Annotated in this window: 21 protein-coding genes; 17 read left to right on the forward strand and 4 right to left on the reverse strand. The window is 38.1% G+C overall.

Features of this window, described 5'->3' with window-relative positions:
* The first annotated feature begins 173 nt into the window (after window positions 1–173).
* The 6 genes from pduL (at window position 174) to E7413_00115 (ending at window position 5,386) form a co-directional block, all read left to right on the forward strand.
* Window positions 174–788 (forward strand): phosphate propanoyltransferase, encoded by a 615-nt coding sequence (gene pduL, locus E7413_00090; GenBank protein ID MBE7018265.1) that lies wholly within the window; start codon window positions 174–176, stop codon window positions 786–788.
* A 42-nt stretch (window positions 789–830) separates the two neighbouring features.
* Window positions 831–1,088 carry an ethanolamine utilization protein EutN gene (locus E7413_00095; GenBank protein ID MBE7018266.1) on the forward strand — a complete coding sequence of 86 codons (258 nt, stop codon included), beginning with the start codon at window positions 831–833 and terminating at the stop codon, window positions 1,086–1,088.
* 52 nt (window positions 1,089–1,140) lie between these two features.
* Window positions 1,141–2,454: an electron transport complex protein RnfC gene (locus E7413_00100; GenBank protein MBE7018267.1), complete on the forward strand. Its 1,314-nt coding sequence runs from the start codon at window positions 1,141–1,143 to the stop codon at window positions 2,452–2,454.
* A gap of 32 nt (window positions 2,455–2,486) precedes the next feature.
* Window positions 2,487–3,035 (forward strand): BMC domain-containing protein, encoded by a 549-nt coding sequence (locus tag E7413_00105; protein ID MBE7018268.1) that lies wholly within the window; start codon window positions 2,487–2,489, stop codon window positions 3,033–3,035.
* 69 nt (window positions 3,036–3,104) lie between these two features.
* Window positions 3,105–3,884, forward strand: a complete 780-nt coding sequence (locus tag E7413_00110; GenBank protein ID MBE7018269.1) for a DeoR/GlpR transcriptional regulator — start codon at window positions 3,105–3,107, stop codon at window positions 3,882–3,884.
* A gap of 32 nt (window positions 3,885–3,916) precedes the next feature.
* Complete coding sequence (locus tag E7413_00115; GenBank protein ID MBE7018270.1) at window positions 3,917–5,386, forward strand: rhamnulokinase; 1,470 nt, start codon at window positions 3,917–3,919, stop codon at window positions 5,384–5,386.
* Between the two features lie 116 nt (window positions 5,387–5,502).
* Here the strand turns inward: E7413_00115 and E7413_00120 are convergent, their stop codons facing one another.
* From E7413_00120 to E7413_00135, 4 genes are all read right to left on the reverse strand, one after another.
* Window positions 5,503–6,174, reverse strand: a complete 672-nt coding sequence (locus tag E7413_00120) for an HAD family phosphatase (GenBank protein MBE7018271.1) — start codon at window positions 6,172–6,174, stop codon at window positions 5,503–5,505.
* Window positions 6,175–6,240: 66 nt separating this feature from the next.
* Window positions 6,241–6,987 (reverse strand): amino acid ABC transporter ATP-binding protein, encoded by a 747-nt coding sequence (locus tag E7413_00125; protein ID MBE7018272.1) that lies wholly within the window; start codon window positions 6,985–6,987, stop codon window positions 6,241–6,243.
* Between the two features lie 15 nt (window positions 6,988–7,002).
* On the reverse strand, window positions 7,003–7,650 hold the full coding sequence (locus E7413_00130) for an amino acid ABC transporter permease (GenBank protein MBE7018273.1): 648 nt from the start codon (window positions 7,648–7,650) through the stop codon (window positions 7,003–7,005).
* Window positions 7,651–7,738: 88 nt separating this feature from the next.
* Window positions 7,739–8,518, reverse strand: a complete 780-nt coding sequence (locus tag E7413_00135) for a transporter substrate-binding domain-containing protein (GenBank protein ID MBE7018274.1) — start codon at window positions 8,516–8,518, stop codon at window positions 7,739–7,741.
* Between the two features lie 159 nt (window positions 8,519–8,677).
* On the opposite strand from E7413_00135, the gene E7413_00140 reads away from it, so the two are divergent.
* From E7413_00140 to E7413_00190, 11 genes are all read left to right on the forward strand, one after another.
* Window positions 8,678–9,385 carry an SAM-dependent methyltransferase gene (locus E7413_00140; protein MBE7018275.1) on the forward strand — a complete coding sequence of 236 codons (708 nt, stop codon included), beginning with the start codon at window positions 8,678–8,680 and terminating at the stop codon, window positions 9,383–9,385.
* A 149-nt stretch (window positions 9,386–9,534) separates the two neighbouring features.
* A complete protein-coding gene (locus E7413_00145; protein ID MBE7018276.1) occupies window positions 9,535–10,620 on the forward strand; it encodes a PucR family transcriptional regulator in 1,086 nt (361 codons plus the stop codon).
* 11 nt (window positions 10,621–10,631) lie between these two features.
* Window positions 10,632–11,327 (forward strand): cell division ATP-binding protein FtsE, encoded by a 696-nt coding sequence (gene ftsE / locus E7413_00150; GenBank protein ID MBE7018277.1) that lies wholly within the window; start codon window positions 10,632–10,634, stop codon window positions 11,325–11,327.
* Window positions 11,266–12,195 carry an ABC transporter permease gene (locus tag E7413_00155; protein ID MBE7018278.1) on the forward strand — a complete coding sequence of 310 codons (930 nt, stop codon included), beginning with the start codon at window positions 11,266–11,268 and terminating at the stop codon, window positions 12,193–12,195. Before ftsE ends, E7413_00155 begins: the two co-directional genes overlap by 62 nt.
* Before the next feature lie 48 nt (window positions 12,196–12,243).
* A complete protein-coding gene (locus tag E7413_00160) occupies window positions 12,244–12,456 on the forward strand; it encodes a hypothetical protein (GenBank protein ID MBE7018279.1) in 213 nt (70 codons plus the stop codon).
* A gap of 45 nt (window positions 12,457–12,501) precedes the next feature.
* Window positions 12,502–13,770 carry a hypothetical protein gene (locus tag E7413_00165; protein MBE7018280.1) on the forward strand — a complete coding sequence of 423 codons (1,269 nt, stop codon included), beginning with the start codon at window positions 12,502–12,504 and terminating at the stop codon, window positions 13,768–13,770.
* Window positions 13,771–13,880: 110 nt separating this feature from the next.
* The gene (locus E7413_00170; protein MBE7018281.1) at window positions 13,881–15,101 is read left to right on the forward strand and encodes a S41 family peptidase; all 1,221 of its coding nucleotides are present in this window, start codon (window positions 13,881–13,883) and stop codon (window positions 15,099–15,101) included.
* A complete protein-coding gene (locus E7413_00175) occupies window positions 15,094–15,942 on the forward strand; it encodes a 4-(cytidine 5'-diphospho)-2-C-methyl-D-erythritol kinase (GenBank protein MBE7018282.1) in 849 nt (282 codons plus the stop codon). Before E7413_00170 ends, E7413_00175 begins: the two co-directional genes overlap by 8 nt.
* A gap of 64 nt (window positions 15,943–16,006) precedes the next feature.
* Window positions 16,007–16,660 (forward strand): hypothetical protein, encoded by a 654-nt coding sequence (locus tag E7413_00180; GenBank protein ID MBE7018283.1) that lies wholly within the window; start codon window positions 16,007–16,009, stop codon window positions 16,658–16,660.
* 248 nt (window positions 16,661–16,908) lie between these two features.
* Window positions 16,909–19,533 carry a pyruvate, phosphate dikinase gene (locus E7413_00185; GenBank protein MBE7018284.1) on the forward strand — a complete coding sequence of 875 codons (2,625 nt, stop codon included), beginning with the start codon at window positions 16,909–16,911 and terminating at the stop codon, window positions 19,531–19,533.
* Window positions 19,534–19,793: 260 nt separating this feature from the next.
* Window positions 19,794–20,357: a hypothetical protein gene (locus E7413_00190; protein MBE7018285.1), complete on the forward strand. Its 564-nt coding sequence runs from the start codon at window positions 19,794–19,796 to the stop codon at window positions 20,355–20,357.
* The last annotated feature ends 153 nt before the right edge of the window (window positions 20,358–20,510 follow it).

Raw genomic sequence — 20,510 nt, forward strand, 5'->3', positions numbered from 1 at the left:
TGTACCGCAACGCAGAAAAAGAAAAGCAAAAAGAAAAATTCAGTTTGTTCTTTTTGGTTGCACCCTTGAACCCAAAAGAATGAACTGAGTTTGGGAAAGTTCCATTTAGAAAGGTTGTGAACATTTTGGAACGTGAAAAAATCGTTAGTGAAGTTGTAAAACAAGTGTTAGCAATGTATAAACAAAATGACAGTGCACCTGCAAACACTGCAGATGATTCCGAAATTAAGGTTGGGGTATCGCAACGTCATATCCATTTATCTCAGACTGATTTGGAAAAACTGTTTGGTAAAGGTTATGAATTAACCATGTTAAAGCCTTTGATGGGAAAAGAATTTGCTGCAAAAGAAGTGGTTACTTTGGTTGGCAAATCCTTAAAATCCATCGAAAATGTTCGTGTTTTGGGGCCTGTTAGAAAAAATACACAGGTTGAAATCTCCAGAACGGATACTTTTGTATTAAAAGTGAGTCCTCCGGTTCGTCCTTCCGGCGAAATCAAGGGTTCTGAACGTCTAGTTGTGGTAGGGCCGAAGGGAGCCATCTACCTGGATGAAGGCGTTATTATTGCAAACCGTCATATTCATATGACTCCGGATACCGCAAGAAAATTCGGCGTGACCGACAATTCTTTGGTAGATGTGGAAATCGACGGTGTAAAACCCACCAGATTTTTTGATGTGCAGGTTCGGGTACGTGATGATTTCAACACCGAAATGCATATTGATACCGACGATGCAAACTCCGCAGGGTTAAAAAACGGAGACAACGTAAGAATTATTTCAAAATAGCATACACCAAAAATTTAGTAAAAGAAAAGGGAATGTATTGTTATGGTAGTAGGAAAAGTTACAGGTTCTATTTTCTCCACCCGCAAGTTAGATAGCTTAACCGGATTTAAATTGATGGTAGTTAACATTGGCAAGGGTAAGGATGATTTTGTTGTTGCCATGGATACTTTAGGTGCCGGCATTGGCGATGTGGTTTTAGTTACCTTAGGAGACAGTGCAAGATTTGCTTGCCAGAACGAAAAAACTCCCATTGATGCAGTAATCGTGGGAATTGTTGACCAATCTAATTATAATCTGTAATTCGTTTTCAAAAAGCGTTTAATTGCGCTTCATAGAAGGAATTGAACTTAAGATGCAAACCTTAAAAAATTTGATACAAAAAGCCGGCGTGGTTGGTGCCGGTGGAGCTGGGTTTCCCACTCACGTAAAATTGGCTGACAATATTGAAACCATTTTAATTAATGGAACAGAATGCGAGCCTCTTTTAAAAACTGACTTTTATTTGCTGTGTGAAGAACGGGAACGATTAGAATCCGCTTTAGCCACATTGATTGAAAAAACGGGTGCCAAAAATGGTGTAATTGGGATCAAAAAACACACAGCCGAATTACTTGGTATGAAAGAAGAAGTTACCCACGGTAATATTTCTTACCGTTTTACCGGGGATATTTATCCTTCCGGCGATGAAGTGGTATTGATTCAGGAAACTTTGGGAAAAACTGTACCGGCAGGACGTCTTCCCATTTCAGTTGGCGTTGTGGTTATGAATGTGGAAACACTTTATAATGTTGCCAATGCATTGGAAGAAACTCCTGTTACGCATAAGTATTTAACTGTTGGCGGAAAAACCGACAAAACTTATGTAATAAAAGTTCCTGTGGGAACACCTGTTTCTCATATTTTTGAGAGCTTGAAGATTGAAGTTCCCCAAAATTGTACTGTGTTGGATGGCGGCCCTATGATGGGGAGTATCGTGAATCCTAACACAGCAATTGTTACCAAGACAACGAAAAGTTTACTCATTATTGATGATCACACGCTTTGTATCCGTTTAAAAACCAGAAGCTTGGCTGATGCACTAAACCGTTCTTCCGGAAATTGTTGCGGATGCAGAATGTGTACCGATATGTGTCCCAGATATTTAATGGGATATCCCATTGAACCTCATAAAATTGTGCAGAGGTTATCTGCCAAAGCAACTGACACAAAAACCTTTATGGGAGCATTTTATTGCTCCAATTGCGGTGTTTGTCAGACCATTGCTTGTCCGCAGAATATTAGTCCCAACCGTTTGTTTGCACGGGTGAAAGCAGAACTTTTAAAAAACGGTGTGAAACCTGTGATGGCTGAAGAATCCAAGCCGGTTGCAGAACGGATATATCGCAGAGTTCCCTCCAAACGTTTGGTAAACAGGTTGGGTGTTTTAAAATATTATCGTGACGAATATGAATTCGTTACAATTCCTGAACCCAAACAGGTAACTATTCCCTTAAAAATGCACATTGGTGCTCCCGGGGAAGCGATTGTAAAAGCGGGAGATAGCGTAGCAGTTGGTCAGTTAATTATTAAACCCAAGGAAAATGCACTGGGTGCAAATATTCACAGTTCTGTGAACGGCACCGTATTTTCTGTAAGTGAATCCAGTATTGTGATTACCGTTTCTTAACGGTTTCTCTAAAAATAAGGCGGTAAATAATCATGATGGTATCCATTGGAATTATTGAAGTGAGTAACATTGCAAAAGGTTACTTCATTTGCGACAATATTTTGAAGAAAACACAAGTTTCTATGGTAATGGCACAGCCTATCTGCCCCGGTAAGTTTGTGATGATTTTTGGCGGAAGTGTGTCTTCTGTGCACTTGGCTTGTGAATACGCACAGGAAAATTTTGCCGATAAAATTTTAGATATTTCTGAATTTGGTAATATTGATGTTCGTGTATTTGATGCATTGAATGGTGCAGCAAGTGGTGAAACAAACGGTGCACTCGGCATTATCGAAACATTTTCCGTTGCATCTTGTATTTTGGCTGCGGATGCTGCCTTAAAAGCTGCTGCTGTGGAAATTTGTGAACTTCGCGTTGCAAGAGGGATGGGCGGTAAATCCTATGTGGCTTTGTCCGGAACTGTTGCAGCAGTAACTGCAGGTGTTGAAGCAGGAGCACAATCTGCCATTGATAACGGTGTGCTCAATGATACTGTTGTAATTGCATCTCCTCACGAGGATTTGTGGCAATATTTGCAATAAGAATTTTGAAATTAGGCTTTAAAATGATAGTTGTTCTTTTAAGGCCTATTTCCTTATCATAAACTATTTGTGAGATACGGAGGTGTTCTTTTGTTTGCATTAGAACGAAGAAAACGCATCTTAGAACTTTTGAATCAAAACGGCAGTGTTTTGGTAAATGATCTGGCACGTGATTTGGAGGTTACAGTAGAAACAATCCGTCGTGACTTGGAAAAATTAGAGCAGATGGAGCAGTTGACTCGTACTCATGGGGGAGCAGTTCCGTATGAAGAAGCCACACTGGATTTATCATTGGAAAAACGCCGAGGTTTAAATATTGAAGGGAAAATTGCTATTGCAAAAAAAGCGGTAAATCATATTCGTCCCGGCGATACTATTTTTTTGGACGGTTCCACTACGTCTTATTACTTATCCAAACAGTTAAAAGATATGAAAAATATCACAGTAATCACCAATAACCTTCAGATTTTAGAAGAATTATCCAACTGCGAAAAAATCAAAGTAATTTCTACCGGTGGTGTACTGGATGTGAATAACCAGTCTTTTGTTGGTGAGGTTGCCGTGGATAATATCAATAAAAACTTTTGTGCCAACAAAATGTTTTTCAGCAGTAAAGGGATGACCATGGAGCAGGGTGTTTTAGAATCCAATGACGTGGAATTTCAGATTAAACGGGCAATGCTTAATAATGCTATGAATAAATTCTTGCTGTTGGATAAATCCAAATTTGAAAAAGTTGGTTTCATTAAGCTCAGCAATTTTTCAGAAATTGATATGTTATTTACCGATGAAGAATTATCTGATGATTGGAAAAAAGTATTTAAAAAACATAAAGTGACCGTAGAATAAATTGTAAAAATAAACAATAGGAGGAATTTGCTATGAGTAAAAATGTGTTAGCATTCGATTTTGGTGCTTCTAGCGGAAGAGCCATTATCGGTAGCTATGATGACAATAAAATTTCACTAAAAGAAGTACACCGTTTCCCAAATGATCCCGTTTATGTTGGCGGAACCTTGTATTGGGACGTACTCCGTTTGCTGTTTGAAATCAAACAGGGGATTTTAGCAGCACATCATAACGGCGGTTTTGACAGCATCGGTATTGATACCTGGGGTGTTGATTTCGGTTTAATCGATAAAGACGGAAGACTTTTGGAAAATCCTGTTCACTATCGTGATTCCAGAACCGACACCATTATGGAAGAAGTATTCCAGATTGTTCCTAAAGAAGAAATTTATCAGAAAACCGGAACTCAGTTTATGAATTTCAATACTATCTTCCAGCTGTATTATTTAGCAAAATACAGAAAAGATTTATTGGATCGTGCAGACTGTTTCTTATTGTTCCCTGATTTATTGGCATACTTTTTAACCGGTGAAAAGACCGTGGAATATACCCACGCTTCCACCACTCAGCTGATCAATGCCGAAACCAGAGAATGGGATTTTGATTTGATTGATAAGTTGGGTATTCCCAGACGTTTATTCCCGCAAATTGTTAAACCGGGCACCCAAAAAGGAATGCTTTCCAAAGAAATTTGCGATGAATTGGGTGTACCTTCTGTACCTGTTTGTGCAGTAGGCTCCCACGATACCGCTTCTGCAGTTATGGCAGTTCCTTCTGAAAAAGAAGATTTCATTTATATCAGTTGTGGTACTTGGTCCTTATTTGGTACCGAATCAAAACAGCCTTATATCAATGAAAAATCTCAGAAATATAATTTGACCAATGAAGGCGGATACAACGATACCATCCGTTTCTTAAAAAATATTATGGGTCTATGGCTCATTCAGGAATCCAGACGTCAGTGGATTCGGGAAGGTTTTGCCGTAACTTATGGAGACTTAGAAAAAGAAGCGTTGGCAGAAGAAGCATTCAAATGCTTTATTGATTCTGATTATCCTAAATTCGGTAAACCCGGTAACCTGCCTCAGTATATCAAAGATTACTGCAAAGATACCAACCAGTATGTTCCTGAAAGACGCGGGGAAGTAATGCGTTGTATCTATGAAAGCTTAGCATTAAAATATCGTTATGCGTTTGAAAATATTCAGGATGTTACCGGCAAAAAATATGAAGTAATTCATATTGTTGGTGGCGGTACCAAAGATAATCTGCTTTGCCAAATGACCGCAAATTCCTGTGGCGTTGATGTTGTAGCAGGTCCTATCGAAGCAACTGCATTGGGGAATGTGGCAGCACAGTTGATTGCAGGTGGTGATATCAAAGATTTAAAAGAAGCACGTCAGATTATCAAAAATTCTGAAACTACCACAACATATTCTCCCAAAGATGTGAAAGTTTGGGAAAAAGCATATCAGGAATTTTTAAAATTAGATATTCATTAATTAATAAAAAAAATCCATTTACTGTTTTTCAGTAAATGGATTTTTTTTTATTGTGAATACAACAAGGTTCCGGGGCACCCGACCGCAATCTTTGATTGCGTCATCGGGTCGGGTTCTTATTTCAAAAGTACTTCTTCGAATGAATCTATGTATGCATCTGCAAGCAGATTAATGGATTTCTTGTCGCTTTTTGCACATTCATCAAATATTGCTACAACGGGGAAGCCGCCGTTTTTTGCCGAAATAATTGAAAAATATGCATCTTCAAATACTACGGTATTCGTTAAGTTTCCGCCCATACGTTGCATCGCTTCCAAATAAATGTCGGGAGTTTCTTTTGTTTTGCCGATATCAGAGCAGGTAATGACAAATTCTAAATAGGGGAGAACCCCGGTTCGTTTCAGGGCTGCTTCTGTAAGATGTCTTTCAGATGCAGTTGCTACACACATTTTAATGTTTTTGGATTTTAATAATTTTAGAAAATCCATCACGCCAGGTTTTAGGGGAGCTTCTTCTTCGTATCCTTTTTTTACTGTATCTGTAAAAATTTGCAGAAGTTCTTCGGCACTTATTTTTAAGGGGAAATGCTCTTTGATATAGTGAGAAGACTGGGTTAGTGTCATTGTTTTAAATCGTCTGTTTGTTTCTTCGTCAGGAATGATATCCAAAGATTTCAAAACAGTCTCACCAAGATTTACCCAGATTGGCATAGAATCTAAGAGAGTTCCGTCCATATCAAAAATGGCATATTCCATTTTATCCAGTAGTTGTGAAAGTTTGCTGTTCATAAAAAGAGAGACCTTTCAAAATTTAATTAGAAGAAAAAGGATATACAGCGTATACCCTTTTTATTTTTAAGTATGATAGCTTTGTAAGAACGCATGTAAACGTTCGCTTTTCGGATGATCAAACACTTCTTCGGGAGTACCTTGTTCTACAATAATTCCGTTATCAATAAAAATCACTTTATCAGAAACATCTCTTGCAAATGCCATTTCGTGGGTAACAATTACCATCGTTGTTTTTTGGTCAGCCAGTTGTTTGATTACCTTAAGCACCTCTCCGGTTAATTCAGGGTCTAATGCAGAAGTGGGTTCATCAAAACAGAGAATATCGGGATTTAATGCTAACGCTCTGGCAATGGCAACACGTTGCTGTTGACCACCGGAAAGCTCGCAAGGATAATTGTTAATTTTGTTGGATAAACCTACTTTTGCAAGTAAATCTTTTGCCTTTTTTTCAATGTTTTCCGGAGTATCCACTTTTAAAAGATTGGGCGCTAATGTAACATTTTTTAGTACTGTATATTGCGGAAACAAGTTGAAGGATTGGAAAACCAACCCGAAATGAAGTCTCATTTCGCGGATATACTGTTCTTTCATTTTATCTTTTTGTTCGCCATCATAAATCACTTTTCCATTGACGGAAATTGTTCCTTTTTCTGCAAATTCTAAAAAATTCAAGCAACGTAAAAGAGTAGTTTTACCGCCGCCGGAAGAACCGATAATGGAGAGTACCTCACCTTTTTTGATGGAGAAATTTACGCCTTTTAATACTTCGGTTTTGCCAAAGCTTTTCATAAGATTTTTAACTTCTAACATAGTGGATTTACCTCGTTACACTTTATAATAGCTGAGTTTCTTTTCGATGTATCCGAAGAGTAGGGTTAAAATACCGCAGAATGCGAGATAAAATGCACCGGAGTAGAACAGGGGCCAAAGAATATGTTCGCTGTTCATCATTCGTTTTGCATTCCAAGTGATTTCATAAATCATGATGGTGTTGGCAAGAGAAGTGTCTTTTACCAATGTTAAAAATTCGTTGCTCATAGGAGCAATAATTCTCTTTACCACTTGCATTAAAATAATCTTGAAAAATACCTGTCGCTTAGTGAGACCGAGAACAGCACCTGCTTCGTATTGTCCTTTGGGAATACTTTCAATACTGCCACGGAAAATTTCTGCGAAATAGCAAGAATAATTGAGAACAAAGGCAAATATTACCGCAGTAAACATATCGGTTCCTTTGATTCCCATTAAACCGGGACCAAATCCGAATGCAATAAGTTGAAGCATCAACGGAGTTCCACGTATAATCCAAATCAAAGTTTTCACAGGATATTTAATCAGTTTTGATTTACTCATGGAACCGAATGAAATAATCAGCCCTAAGGGTAACGCCATAACCAGTGTTAATCCGAAAATTTTAAATGTTGTTACAAAGCCTTCCAAAAGGCTTTTTGTAACCTTTAAAAAAAGTTGCATAGTAACCTCATAATGATTGAAAAAGGGTTGTTGCAAAAGAGAATAGCTTCATTTTACCACAACCCTTTTTATATTTTGTCTTTTAAAATTAGAACGCTAAGTTCAGATTGTATTTTTCAGCTAAAGCGGTTAAAGTACCGTCTTCGTATAATTCAGAAATTGCAGTGTTAACAGATTCCTGAAGTTCGGTATCATCCAGTCTGAAACCAATGCCGTATTCTTCGGTGGTCAGTTCGAGACCATATGCATAGTCTTCGTAGCTGGTTCCTTCTGCGGTGGATGCTTTAGCCATAGTGATATCGATAACACAAGCATCAGCCTGACCTGCTGCAACAGCCATTAAAGCATCAGTCTGCACATTTACAGGATTGTAGTTTTCGTCTAAACCATTGGTTTTGATTGCTTCTTCACCTGCAGAGCCTGCTTCAGCGGTAAAGGTTAATCCTTTTAAGCTTTCCACAGTGGTGTAATCTTCGATTTTATCTTTTGCCATTACAACAACCTGCGCATTTTTTACGTAAGGAGTAGAAACTAAACAGTTGGTTTTTACTTCATCAGAAATAGTCATACCGTTCCAGATACAGTCAATCTGGTCAGAATCTAAGGTCACAAATTTAGTGTCCCAGTTGATTTCAACAAATTCGGGAGTTTTGTTCAGTTTTTTACAAACAGCTTCCGCAAATTCAGTGTCAAAACCGGTTAAGTTACCATTTTCATCTAAATAGTTCATGGGTTCATAGATGGTGTAGCCGATAACTAAAGTGTCATCGGAGTCGGTTTTGGATTCATTAGTAGTAGCTTTCTGGCAGCCGGTGAAGAGTAATAACATACAAAGAACCAGTGCCATCAGTTGCATAAGTTTTTTCATTTTGAAAAATCTCCTTTGAAATAAAAATAATATAAAAAATTTTATTTACATAAATATGCCTAATTATTCTAGCATATTCTTTAAAAAAAATCAACTGTTAATTTGCATTTTTATAAATTTTTATCGTAATTTGACAAATTTAAGCAGGTATGATATAATATGTTAAATGAAAATGAGAATATTTTGGAGATTATAAATATGCAAATTCCGATTACTGAGCGTTTAAAAACTGTGGCTGAAATGATAGGGGAGACTGATGTACTTTGCGATATCGGCTGTGATCATGGTTATCTTCCCATCTATTTATTGCAGCAAAATAAAATAAAAAAGGCTTATGCGTGCGATTTGCGAGATGGTCCATTAAAAACCGCATTGAAAAATATTGCTGCTTTTCATATGAAAGATATGATCCAAACTATAAAAAGCGACGGTTTGAAAGAATTAGGCGGCATTGATTTTGATGTCATTTCTATTTGCGGAATGGGCGGTCGTTTGATTGCGGAAATATTGGAAGCTTCATTGGAGATAGCAAAGCGTGCAAAGTATATGGTGTTACAGCCGCAAAGCGAAATTCCCGTACTAAGAAAGTTTTTGGCAGAAAACGGATTTTTGATTACGGAAGAGAGAATTGCCGTGGAAGACAGACGGTTTTATGTGATAATGTCTGTTTCCAAAGGGGTTGAACCAAATTCCGATGAAATGAGTTTGCTGCTCGGTAGAAAACTGTTGGAAAGCAATGACAGCTTTATTCAGCAATATTTGAAAAGAGAGTTGGCTCGTTTTCAAAAGATCTTGGAAGCTCGTGGTGGCGAAAACCAGGATCCGCAGCTTTGCAAAGCAATTACAGAACTGAAAAAATATGTATAAATTCATATAAAATTACAAATAAATGTAAAAAATACTTGAAATCTTCACATTTTTATGTTATGATAATATGTGAAATATTATTGGAAAGTATGTACGGGTTCTTAATTTGTTTAAAACACGTACAATCAAACACAGTAAGGTGGTACAGTATGATTCATAAACATTTTCAAAATGCCGTATATCAGTTTGTAGGAATCATTGAATATCAATTCGGGGTACTTGATGATAACAGTATCGTAATTGCAGGCTCCAACAATATGACCTTAGGAAAACATTTTCCAATTGATCTGGATTTACTCAATGACGGTTCAGTTGTGGTAGAAAATGGAGTGACCTATAAACCGATTTTTGTAAGATCCAAGCTTGAATTTTGTATCTATGTGGAATCTGATTCCGAAATAGCGAAAAAGTATGCTCAGATGCTTGCGGCAACTTTTTCTAATATCAAACACTTTTATGAAGAAAAGTATGATGCAGGCAATTTCTTGAAAAATATACTCTTAGACAGCATCCTTCCCGGTGAGGTTTACGCTCGTTCCAAGGAATTAAAACTTGCCTATGAAGTACCCAGAGCAGTATATCTTGTGAATCTTCCTGTTCAGGATGAAGGAAATGTTGCCGAAATTTTAAACGGTATGTTCCCGGAAAAAGGGAAACAGTTTGTAATTTCCTTAGATGAAAAGAATATTGCTGTTATTTGTGAAGTTTCAGAAACGGAACGTTCTGCAAAGAAACAGGAATCTTTGGTTTCTACCATTATTGATACCGTTCGCGCTGAAGCAATGGTTAATATTTGTGTGGGCATCGGTTCTGTTGCAGTTACGTTGCGAGATATTGCAGCTTCTTACCGTGAAGCACAGGTAGCATTGGAAATCGGTCGTGTATTTGATGCTGATAAAGAAATTTTAAATTATGAATCTTTGGGAATCGGCAGATTGATTTATCAGCTCCCCGTAAAACTTTGTCAGATGTTTTTGGATGAGGTTTTTAAAAAAGATTCTATTGATAAACTAGATTCTGAAACCTTGATGACAATTCAGAAATTCTTTGATAACAGCTTAAACATTTCCGAAACCTCCAGAAAGCTTTTCATCCACAGAAATACATTGGTGTATCGCTTGGATAAAATTCAGAAATTAACAGGGCTGGATTTAAGAGAATTTGATGATGCAATAATCTTCAAAGTGGCGATGATGGTAAAAAAATATCTCTCAGCAAATGTGATGAAAATTTGAGGTGCTAAACAGTGTTACAATTTAAAAATGTTTCAAAAACATATGAAGATACCAATGTAACTGCATTGGAAAATGTTAATTTAGATATTGAAAAAGGTGAATTTGTCTTTTTAGTAGGACATAGTGGTGCCGGAAAATCAACCTTAATCAAATTGATTACCGCGGAAGAACAGGCAACCTCCGGCGAAATCATTATCAATGATATTCAGGTAAATAAACTGAAAAGAAGAGAAATTCCGTATTACAGAAGAACTTTGGGTATGGTATTCCAGGATTTCCGTTTGTTGGATAATAAAACTGTGCTTGAAAATGTTGCATTTGCCATGAAGGTTGTTGGTGCAACAAACCGCCAGATCAGAAGACGTGCTCCTGATGTTTTGGGGAGAGTTGGGTTGTCTCAGAAAGCACATTTTCTGCCGGAGCAGTTATCCGGTGGGGAACAGCAGCGTGTTGCCATTGCAAGAGCCTTGGCAAATAACCCGAATTTGATTATCGCGGATGAACCCACAGGTAATCTTGATCCTGATACATCCAAGGAAATTATGGAGTATTTAGAAGAAATTAACCGTAGCGGCACCACCATTATTGTTGCAACTCATGATAAAGATATCGTAGACAGTATGCATAAACGTGTTATTGCTGTGGATGGCGGAACTATTGTCAGAGATGATGAAAGAGGAGGCTACAGCGAAGATGAAGAATTTTAGTTATTTCATTAAAGAATCCTTCGGTAATTTGAGCACAAATAAAACCGTAACTTTTATGACAATGATTACCATCGTGGTATCTTTGCTGGTTACCGGCTTTATTCAGCTGATATCCGTAAATCTGGTGCATGTCTCCAATCAGCTCAGCAATAATTTTGAATTTAATATTTACATTAAAGATACTGTTTTAGATGAAGAATTGGATGCAGTACATGAGAAACTTATGTCGATTGCAATGGTTGATAGTGCAACTTTAATGACCAAATCTGAGGCGTTTGCGGAGTTTAAAACCAAGATGGCTGATGATCCTGTTCTTCAGGGACTTTCTGAAGAAGATAATCCGTTCCGAAATCGTTTCATTGTTACGATCACTAATCTGGATCAAGCTGATTATGTGATGGATGAAATTCGTCTGTTAGACGAGGTTGATGCGATTTCTGATAATTTGGAAACTTCTCAGAAATTATCTGATGCAAGAGGAAAAATCAATATATACAGTATTGTTATTTACTTAGGTTTGGCAGTGCTTTGTTTAAGCATTATCACCAATATTATCAATGTGTCTATTTATTCTCGCAGAAAACATATCAATATTATGAAATATGTTGGTGCAACCAACGGTTTCGTTAAAACACCGTTCGTGTTCGAGGGAATTTTGGTAGGTATTATAGGGGCATTAATTTCCAGTCTATTATTAGCTTACGGATATCATTTGATTTTCCCGAAAATTCATCAGGTAATGAATGGTATTTATTTGATTAAACCTTTAAACATATTTTATCAGTTATTCTTAATTAATAGTGCTTACGGAATTTGTATCGGAGGATTAGGTGCCGGATTTGCTGTAAATAAACATTTGAAGGTATAATCCCTAAGGTTTTTAAAACTGAAATTAGCGTTTTACTTGGAGAATGTTATGAAAGAAAAACAACAAGAGAATACGCGTTTTTCTACGCGAAAATACCGTTTGCAACACCAATATAGACGGCATCGCCGTTACAAACGGCGATATTCCGCAGAAAGACAATCTTATAATGCTCAAGAGTTTCGCATTATGTTGATGTGGTCAGCCATTGCTGTATTTTTAATGGTAGTGCTAATTCCGTTGATAACTAATTTTTTCAATTAGAACTAACAGAATGGATGATATCGGGATTGTTCTTGAAAGAAAGGAATGAAATTTGTGAAGCGTAATAGAATCATTACATTACTTTTAGCTTTTATATTACTGCTTTCTTGTGGTTTGTCTTCCGTTGTTATGGCGGACGAACGTGCTGAATTAGAACAGCAAAATCAGGAAGTTCAGCAGAAAGCTGAAGAAGCGAAGGAAAAAGCTGATGAGGCTGAAGAATCAAAAGCGACTTACGAAGAAACCAAGTTGGTTTTGGACCAACAAATGATTGATGCTGCCGCAAAAGTAGAAGCATTGGACAACCAGGTTGCTGCGTTACAAACACAAATCGATGATAAAGAAGCAGAAATCTTACATTTGACTGAGGACGAAGACAAAAATCGAGAACTGTTCAAGCTTCGTATGAGAGCGCTTTATGAAGAAAACACGGCGTCTTATTTAGATGTTTTACTGTCCAGTTCCAGTTTGTCTGATCTTTTTTATCGGATGGACGTTGTAGAGCAGGTTGCTGCATTTGACCAAAAGGTAATTACCGATATCGTTGGACGTAAGTCTCTGGTTGAGGCTGCAAAAGTTGTCCTGGGTGAAAAAGAAGGTGAACTTCAGGTTGTAAAAACAGCGGCAGATACCGAAAAAGCAAATTTACAAACCTTAATCGACGAAAATGCAACAATGATTGCTCAGTTAGAAGCGGATATAGAGAGCTATACAGCGGAATATGAAAAATTCGAAACAGAAAGTGCTTCTATTCAGGCGCAGATTGCTGCTATAGCTGCTGCTGAGCGGGAAGCTGCAGAAAAAGCAAAAGCGGAAGCAGAGGCAGCTCAGCAAAGTGAATCGTCAGATACATCTTCCGGGGATTCTTCTGGCTCATCTTCTTCCGATTCTTCATCAGGAAGCTCATCCTCTACTTCCGGTAGCGGTATGACATGGCCGGCTCCTGGTTATCCGACTGTTACTTCATATTTCGGCTCCAGATTCCATCCTGTATTGAAGGTACAGAAATTACATACAGGTATTGATATTGGTGCTCCCAGCGGTGCATCTGTTGTGGCAGCAGATAGCGGTACGGTAATTATATCCGGATATTCCGGCGCATATGGTAACTATATCGTTATTAATCATGGTGGAGGTATTTCTACTTTATACGGTCATCATTCTTCTAACGTAGTTTCAAAGGGTGCTGTTGTTAAGAAAGGACAGAAAATTGCAAATGTAGGTAGTACCGGTTGGTCAACTGGGCCTCATCTGCATTTTGAAGTTCAGGTAAACGGTGCAGTACAGAATCCGTTGAATTATGTTAGTCCTTAAAAAGGAGATTGTAGATTTTAAGATATGAAATCCGTTCTTCTTACATATACTTGTAACGAGGGTACCACGAATGTGGTACCCTCAAATTACAGATAAAGCGAGGCATTGATATGGAAAATAATAATTCTTCGAAAAAAGGACCGAATTTAAAAAAAATTCTTCAGTCAGTTCTTTATGTTATAATTGCGATAGCAATTGGCTTAATTGGGTATTTCAGTGGTGTTTTGCAAGAAAGAAGCGGAACCAATGCAGGCAATTATACCATGCAGGCTCTTAAGCTGCAAAAATTGAATGAGTTGATTCACGAAAATTATTATTTTCAGGACGATATTGATGATGAAGAAGCTTTTGATTATGCGATGTCAGGTTATGTAAATCATTTGGGTGATCCTTTTTCGGGTTACATTTCTCAGGAAGATTTAGCAAGCTTTAATGAAGAAATTGAAGGGAATTATGTAGGAATCGGGATTGAGGTTACTGTAGATGACAGTAATTTTATCACTGTTATGAATTCTTTTGACGGTTCTGCGGCACAGGAAGCAGGTATTAAAACCGGAGATCGTATTATTAAAGTGGAAGATACCCCTGTTACCGGTGATTTGCTTGACGAAGCTGTGGATATGATTCGTGGCCCTATTGGTGAATCTGTTGCATTGGAAATTCTCACTCCGGACGGTGAAACAAAACAAATTGAACTTGTACGTACAGAAGTTTCTGTAGAGACAGTTCGTGCAGAGATGCTTGAAAATGGTATCGGTTATGTGCGTATTTCCAGCTTTGATATCGGAACTGATGCAGAATTTATTCAGAAGTTTGAAGAATTGGATCAATCTCAATTAAAGGGATTAGTGATTGATTTACGATCAAATTCCGGTGGTACGTTGGAAAGTGTAGTAGGTGTTGCTGATTATCTGATGCCGGAAGGTACCATTGTTTCCATCAAGTATACAGACGGTTCAGAAACGAAAGAACACTCCGATGCTGAAAATGCAGTGGATGTTCCCATTTGTGTATTGATTGATGAGGGATCAGCCAGTGCTGCAGAGCTTTTGGCAGGTGGTTTGCGAGATAATAATGCGGCAAAACTGATTGGCCAAAATTCATACGGAAAAGGCGTTGTTGGGCAGAATTTTTATATTGATTCCGATAGTGCAGTTTTGTTGACGGTCGGTGAGTATTTCCTGCCGTGTGGTGAAAACATTCACAAAGTTGGATTAAAGCCGGATATTGAAGTTGCAATTGAAGATCAGACCATGAGTGTTTTCTTAATGGAACGTTCTCGGGATACACAGCTGCAAAAAGCAATTGAGGAGCTGGAAAATTATGAATAAACTTGTAAAGCATGCGAAAGCTAAAATAAATTTAACACTGGATGTTTTAGGTAAGCGAGAGGATGGTTATCATGATCTTAAAATGATTATGGTAGAGATTCCTCTGGCAGATACCGTAACGCTTACCAAACAAGAGGGTATTTCAGTCAATACCAATTTAACTTTTTTACCCAATAATGAAAAAAATATTGCATTTCGCGCTGCAAAATTATTTTTTGAAGCAACCGGGATTCAGGGTGGTGTTTCCATTGAAATCGAAAAAAAAATTCCGGTTAGCGCAGGACTTGCCGGTGGCAGTACCGATGCAGCATCAGTTTTTCTGGGACTGAACGAGTTGTATGAAGCGAATTTACCGCTTGAAAAACTTCAGAAACTTGGAAATACCATTGGGAAAGATATTCCGTTTTGTTTACAGGGCGGGGTAGCGTTAGCAGAAGGAACGGGAGAGTGTTTATCAGTACTTCCGAAGTTGCCTTCTTGTTGGATTGTTTTGATTAAACCCAAACATATTAATGTTTCCACGAAAGAAGTTTTCACATCCCTTCAAGCGTCTAAATTAGAGCTTCATCCGGATACCCAAGGGGCAATCAGTGCATTGGAATCCGGAGACCTTCAAGGAATTTCTCGCAGAATGTATAACGTTTTGGAGGAAGTTACCGTGAAAAAGCATCCCTTAATCTCGGAATTGAAATCCGTGATGCTGGAAGAAGGTGCGATGGGCAGTGTGATGAGCGGAAGCGGTCCATCCGTTTTTGGAATTTTTGATTCTTTGGATAATGCCCAAAAAGCAAAAGATCGCCTTATTGCTTATGATGATCAAGTTTTTTTAATGGAAGTATAATTTTATTCAAAAATGATAAGAATCGTATCAAAATGATACGGTTCTTATTTTTATAGTGAGGAGAATGTGCATGAAACAACTATATCAAAAAACAAATTGCATCAAGAAATTCTTGAATGATAACAAAGCAGTCATTATTGCAGTATTGGTTGTGTTTTTAATTGGTACATTGTTGGGAATGGTGGCGGAGGCAGAACAAATTTCAGAAAAGTTTCTTCGCTTTCATATTGTTGCAAACAGTAACTCGATGGAAGATCAAGGTGTTAAAATGAAAGTGCGGGAAACAATTTTTTCTGAAATGGATTTTTCGGAAATTTCTTCGAAAGAGGAAGCGCTGGCTTATTTTAAGAATCATCAAAAAGAACTGAAAAATATTGCGGATAGGGTGCTAAGGGAAAACGGTTTTTCTTATGAAGCTGATGTTTTTGTTGGCAAAAAGGAATTTCCGGTACGTGAATACTCCGATTTTGTATTACCAGCCGGATGCTATGACGCAGTTTCTATCACATTGGGGGATGGAGGCGGAGAGAATTTTTTTTGTGTAATGTATCCGTCATTATGTAAAATCGAAGGAGTTACGGAATCGGTCGATGTCGATTGTCAATCAATAAATTATATTTTAACTGATAAAGAAGCGTCCGTCATCACAGGAAACAAGAAGCAAATTGTTTGTAAATTTAAAATTGTGGAATTTTTTCAAAGGTTATTTTCTGTATAAAAATTAAGTCAGATTATCTAAAAAATGAGGTAATCTGACTTTTTTCTTGATTCGTGGTGAAAAAAAAGAGAAAAAAGGTAAAAAAACGCAAAAAGTTATGCAAAAACTCTTTACAAATTACAGATTTATGATATAATATAGCATTATGGTCTAATGTGTTTTCAAAAGCGTGACACGATTCTTTTGAATAACCGATTAGACCTACCAATTGTAAAAAATAACATTATATACTTAGGAGGTTTTTACTAATGGGTAAAAAATTTGTATACCTTTTTTCCGAAGGTGACGCAAAAATGCGTGAACTGCTGGGTGGTAAAGGTGCGAACCTGGCTGAAATGACCAAAATTGGTCTGCCGGTTCCTCAGGGCTTCACTGTTTCTACCGAAGCTTGTACTCAGTACTATGAAGATGGCAGAACCATCAACGCAGAAATTCAGGCTGAAATTATGGAAAATATCACAAAAATGGAAGCAATCTGCGGCAAAAAATTTGGAGATAAGGAAAATCCGTTATTAGTTTCTGTTCGTTCCGGTGCAAGAGCTTCTATGCCCGGTATGATGGATACCATCTTAAATTTAGGTTTAAATGAAGAAGTTGTTGAAGCAATTTCTGCAAAAACCGGTAACGCAAGATGGGCTTGGGACTGCTACAGAAGATTCATTCAGATGTATTCTGACGTAGTTATGGAAGTTGGTAAGAAATACTTTGAAGAACTTATCGACGAAATGAAAGAAAAGAAAGGCGTTACTCAGGACGTTGAATTAACTGCTGAAGACTTAAAAGAATTAGCAGGTCAGTTCAAAGCTGAATACAAATCCAAAATCGGTAAAGACTTCCCGTCTGATCCTAAAGAACAGTTGATGGGTGCAGTTGAAGCTGTATTCCGTTCTTGGGACAACCCCCGTGCTAACGTTTACAGACGTGACAACGATATTCCTTATTCCTGGGGTACCGCTGTTAACGTACAGATGATGGCATTTGGTAACATGGGCGATGACTGTGGTACCGGTGTTGCATTTACCCGTGACCCCGCTACCGGTGAAAAAGGTTTGATGGGTGAATTCTTAGTAAACGCTCAGGGTGAAGACGTTGTTGCAGGTGTTCGTACTCCTATGCCCATCGCTCAGATGGCTGAAACCTTCCCCGAAGCTTTCGCTGAATTCAACAAAGTTTGTGCAATCTTAGAAGATCACTACAGAGATATGCAGGATATGGAATTTACCATTGAAAACAAAAAACTGTATATGCTCCAGACCAGAAATGGTAAGAGAACTGCAAAAGCTGCTTTAAAAATCGCTTGTGACTTAGTAGACGAAGGCATGATCGATAAAAAACAGGCTGTTGCTATGATCGATCCCAGAAACTTAGATACTTTATTACATCCCCAGTTTGATGCAAAAGCATTAAAAGCTGCAACTCCCATGGGTAGAGGTTTAGGTGCTTCTCCCGGTGCTGCTTGCGGTCAGGTTGTATTTACTGCAGAAGATGCAGAAAACTGGAATAACCAGGGCAAAAAAGTTATCTTAGTTCGTTTAGAAACCTCTCCCGAAGATATCACCGGTATGAAAGCATCCCAGGGTATCTTAACCGTTCGTGGCGGTATGACCTCTCACGCAGCAGTTGTTGCTCGTGGTATGGGTACCTGCTGTGTATCCGGTTGTGGCGAAATCAACATGGATGAAGAAAACAAAAAATTCACCTTAGCAGGTAAAACTTTCGTAGAAGGCGATGAAATCTCCATCGACGGTTCCACCGGTAACATCTACGACGGTATTATCCCCACCGTTGACGCTGAAATCGCTGGCGAATTCGGCAGAATCATGCAGTGGGCAGACGAGTTCAGAACCTTAAAAGTTAGAACCAATGCTGACACTCCTGCTGATGCGAAAAAAGCTGTTGAATTAGGTGCTGAAGGTATCGGTCTGTGCCGTACCGAGCATATGTTCTTCGAAGCAGACAGAATCGCTGCATTCAGAGAAATGATTTGCTCCGACACCGTTGAAGCTAGAGAAGTTGCATTAGAAAAAATCCTGCCCTATCAGCAGGGTGACTTTGAAGCTCTGTACGAAGCACTGGAAGGAAATCCGGTATGTATCCGTTTCTTAGATCCTCCGTTGCATGAGTTTGTTCCCACCGAAGAAGCTGACATTGCTGCTTTAGCAAAAGCTCAGGGCAAAACCGTGGAAGATATCAAAGCAATCATTGCTTCCTTACACGAATTCAACCCCATGATGGGTCACAGAGGTTGCCGTTTAGCAGTTACCTATCCTGAAATTGCTAAAATGCAGACCAAAGCAGTTATCCGTGCAGCTATCAATGTGAAAAAAGCTCATCCGGATTGGAACATCGTTCCCGAAATCATGATTCCCTTAGTTGGCGATATCAAAGAATTAAAATATGTGAAATCTGCTGTTGTTGCTACTGCTGATGCTGAAATCGCAGCTGCAGGCGCAGACTTAAAATATGAAGTTGGTACTATGATTGAAATCCCCAGAGCTGCATTAACTGCAGACGCTATCGCAACTGAAGCTGAATTCTTCTGCTTCGGTACCAACGACTTAACTCAGATGACCTACGGTTTCTCCCGTGATGACGCAGGTAAATTCTTAGATGCATACTATGATGCAAAAATCTTTGAAAACGATCCCTTCGCTAAACTGGACCAGACCGGTGTTGGTCAGTTAATGGAATTAGCTGTTACCTTAGGTAAAAAAGCTCGTCCCGAAATTCATTGCGGTATCTGTGGTGAACACGGCGGTGACCCTGTTTCCGTTGAATTCTGCCACAAAATCGGTTTGGACTACGTTTCTTGTTCTCCCTTCCGTGTACCGATTGCAAGACTGGCTGCTGCTCAGGCTGCAATCAAAGGCTAAAATACAATATCAGTTGTAATATAGCATCAGTAAAAAGGGTTGTGAATCATTTGATTCACAACCCTTTTTTTATTATATAATACATTTTTTTGCGACAAACTATCGTATTTTTTAAAAAAATATAGACAAATTCGATACAATGTGATAAAATGTTAACGACAGCAAATTCAATAATTAAGCAAAATTCAATCTTTAATTCCATACGTTGGATTAAAGATTGATTTCGTTGCGGTTCACAATAAGAAAAGGAGAATGCAACTATGACTTGTAAAAAATGTGGCGCAGAAATTAGCTTTGGTCAAACTGTATGTTCTGCTTGTGGAGCTTTAGTGAAAAATGATGTTCCTTCCCAATCGTCGGGAGTACCAACCTATGCAGATGATATACCAATGAATTGGTATAGTTTTTTGATTTATTTTAGCCTGTTTGCTTCTGCAATTTCAAATTTGTTGACTGGATACCAATTGATTACCGGATCTTGCTATTTTGATCAGGCAGATACAATGTACAAGATGGTTGATGGATTGAAAAATTTAGACACGATAGTCGGAAGCCTTAGCATTGGAATTGCGATACTTTGCATTGTTACGCGTTTTGCACTTTCCGGATATCGCAAAATTGGTCCTGTACTTTTGGCGTTGACTTACGGATCTGTTGCATTATTGAATCTTGGTTATATGTTGAGTTTGGATTCTATTTTACCTGATTATATTACAAAAGAAACGGATCTTTCAAGTTTTACTTCGAGTGCTATTGCATCTGGTGTATTGCTGGTTTGTAATATTATATATTTTCGTAAAAGAAAGCATCTTTTTGTAAGATAATTATCTATATGGTTTGGTGCCCAAAAAGTAATACTCCCGAAAATATATTGGTTTGTAAGGAAACCTATATTCATAAACAATATAACTACATTTCGATTGTTGTAAAAAAGAGTTGTGAATCCGAAGGATTCGCAACTCTTTTTACTTTAAAAA

This window comes from Oscillospiraceae bacterium, assembly GCA_015068645.1.
In the GTDB taxonomy this organism is placed as follows: domain Bacteria; phylum Bacillota; class Clostridia; order UMGS1840; family UMGS1840; genus SIG452.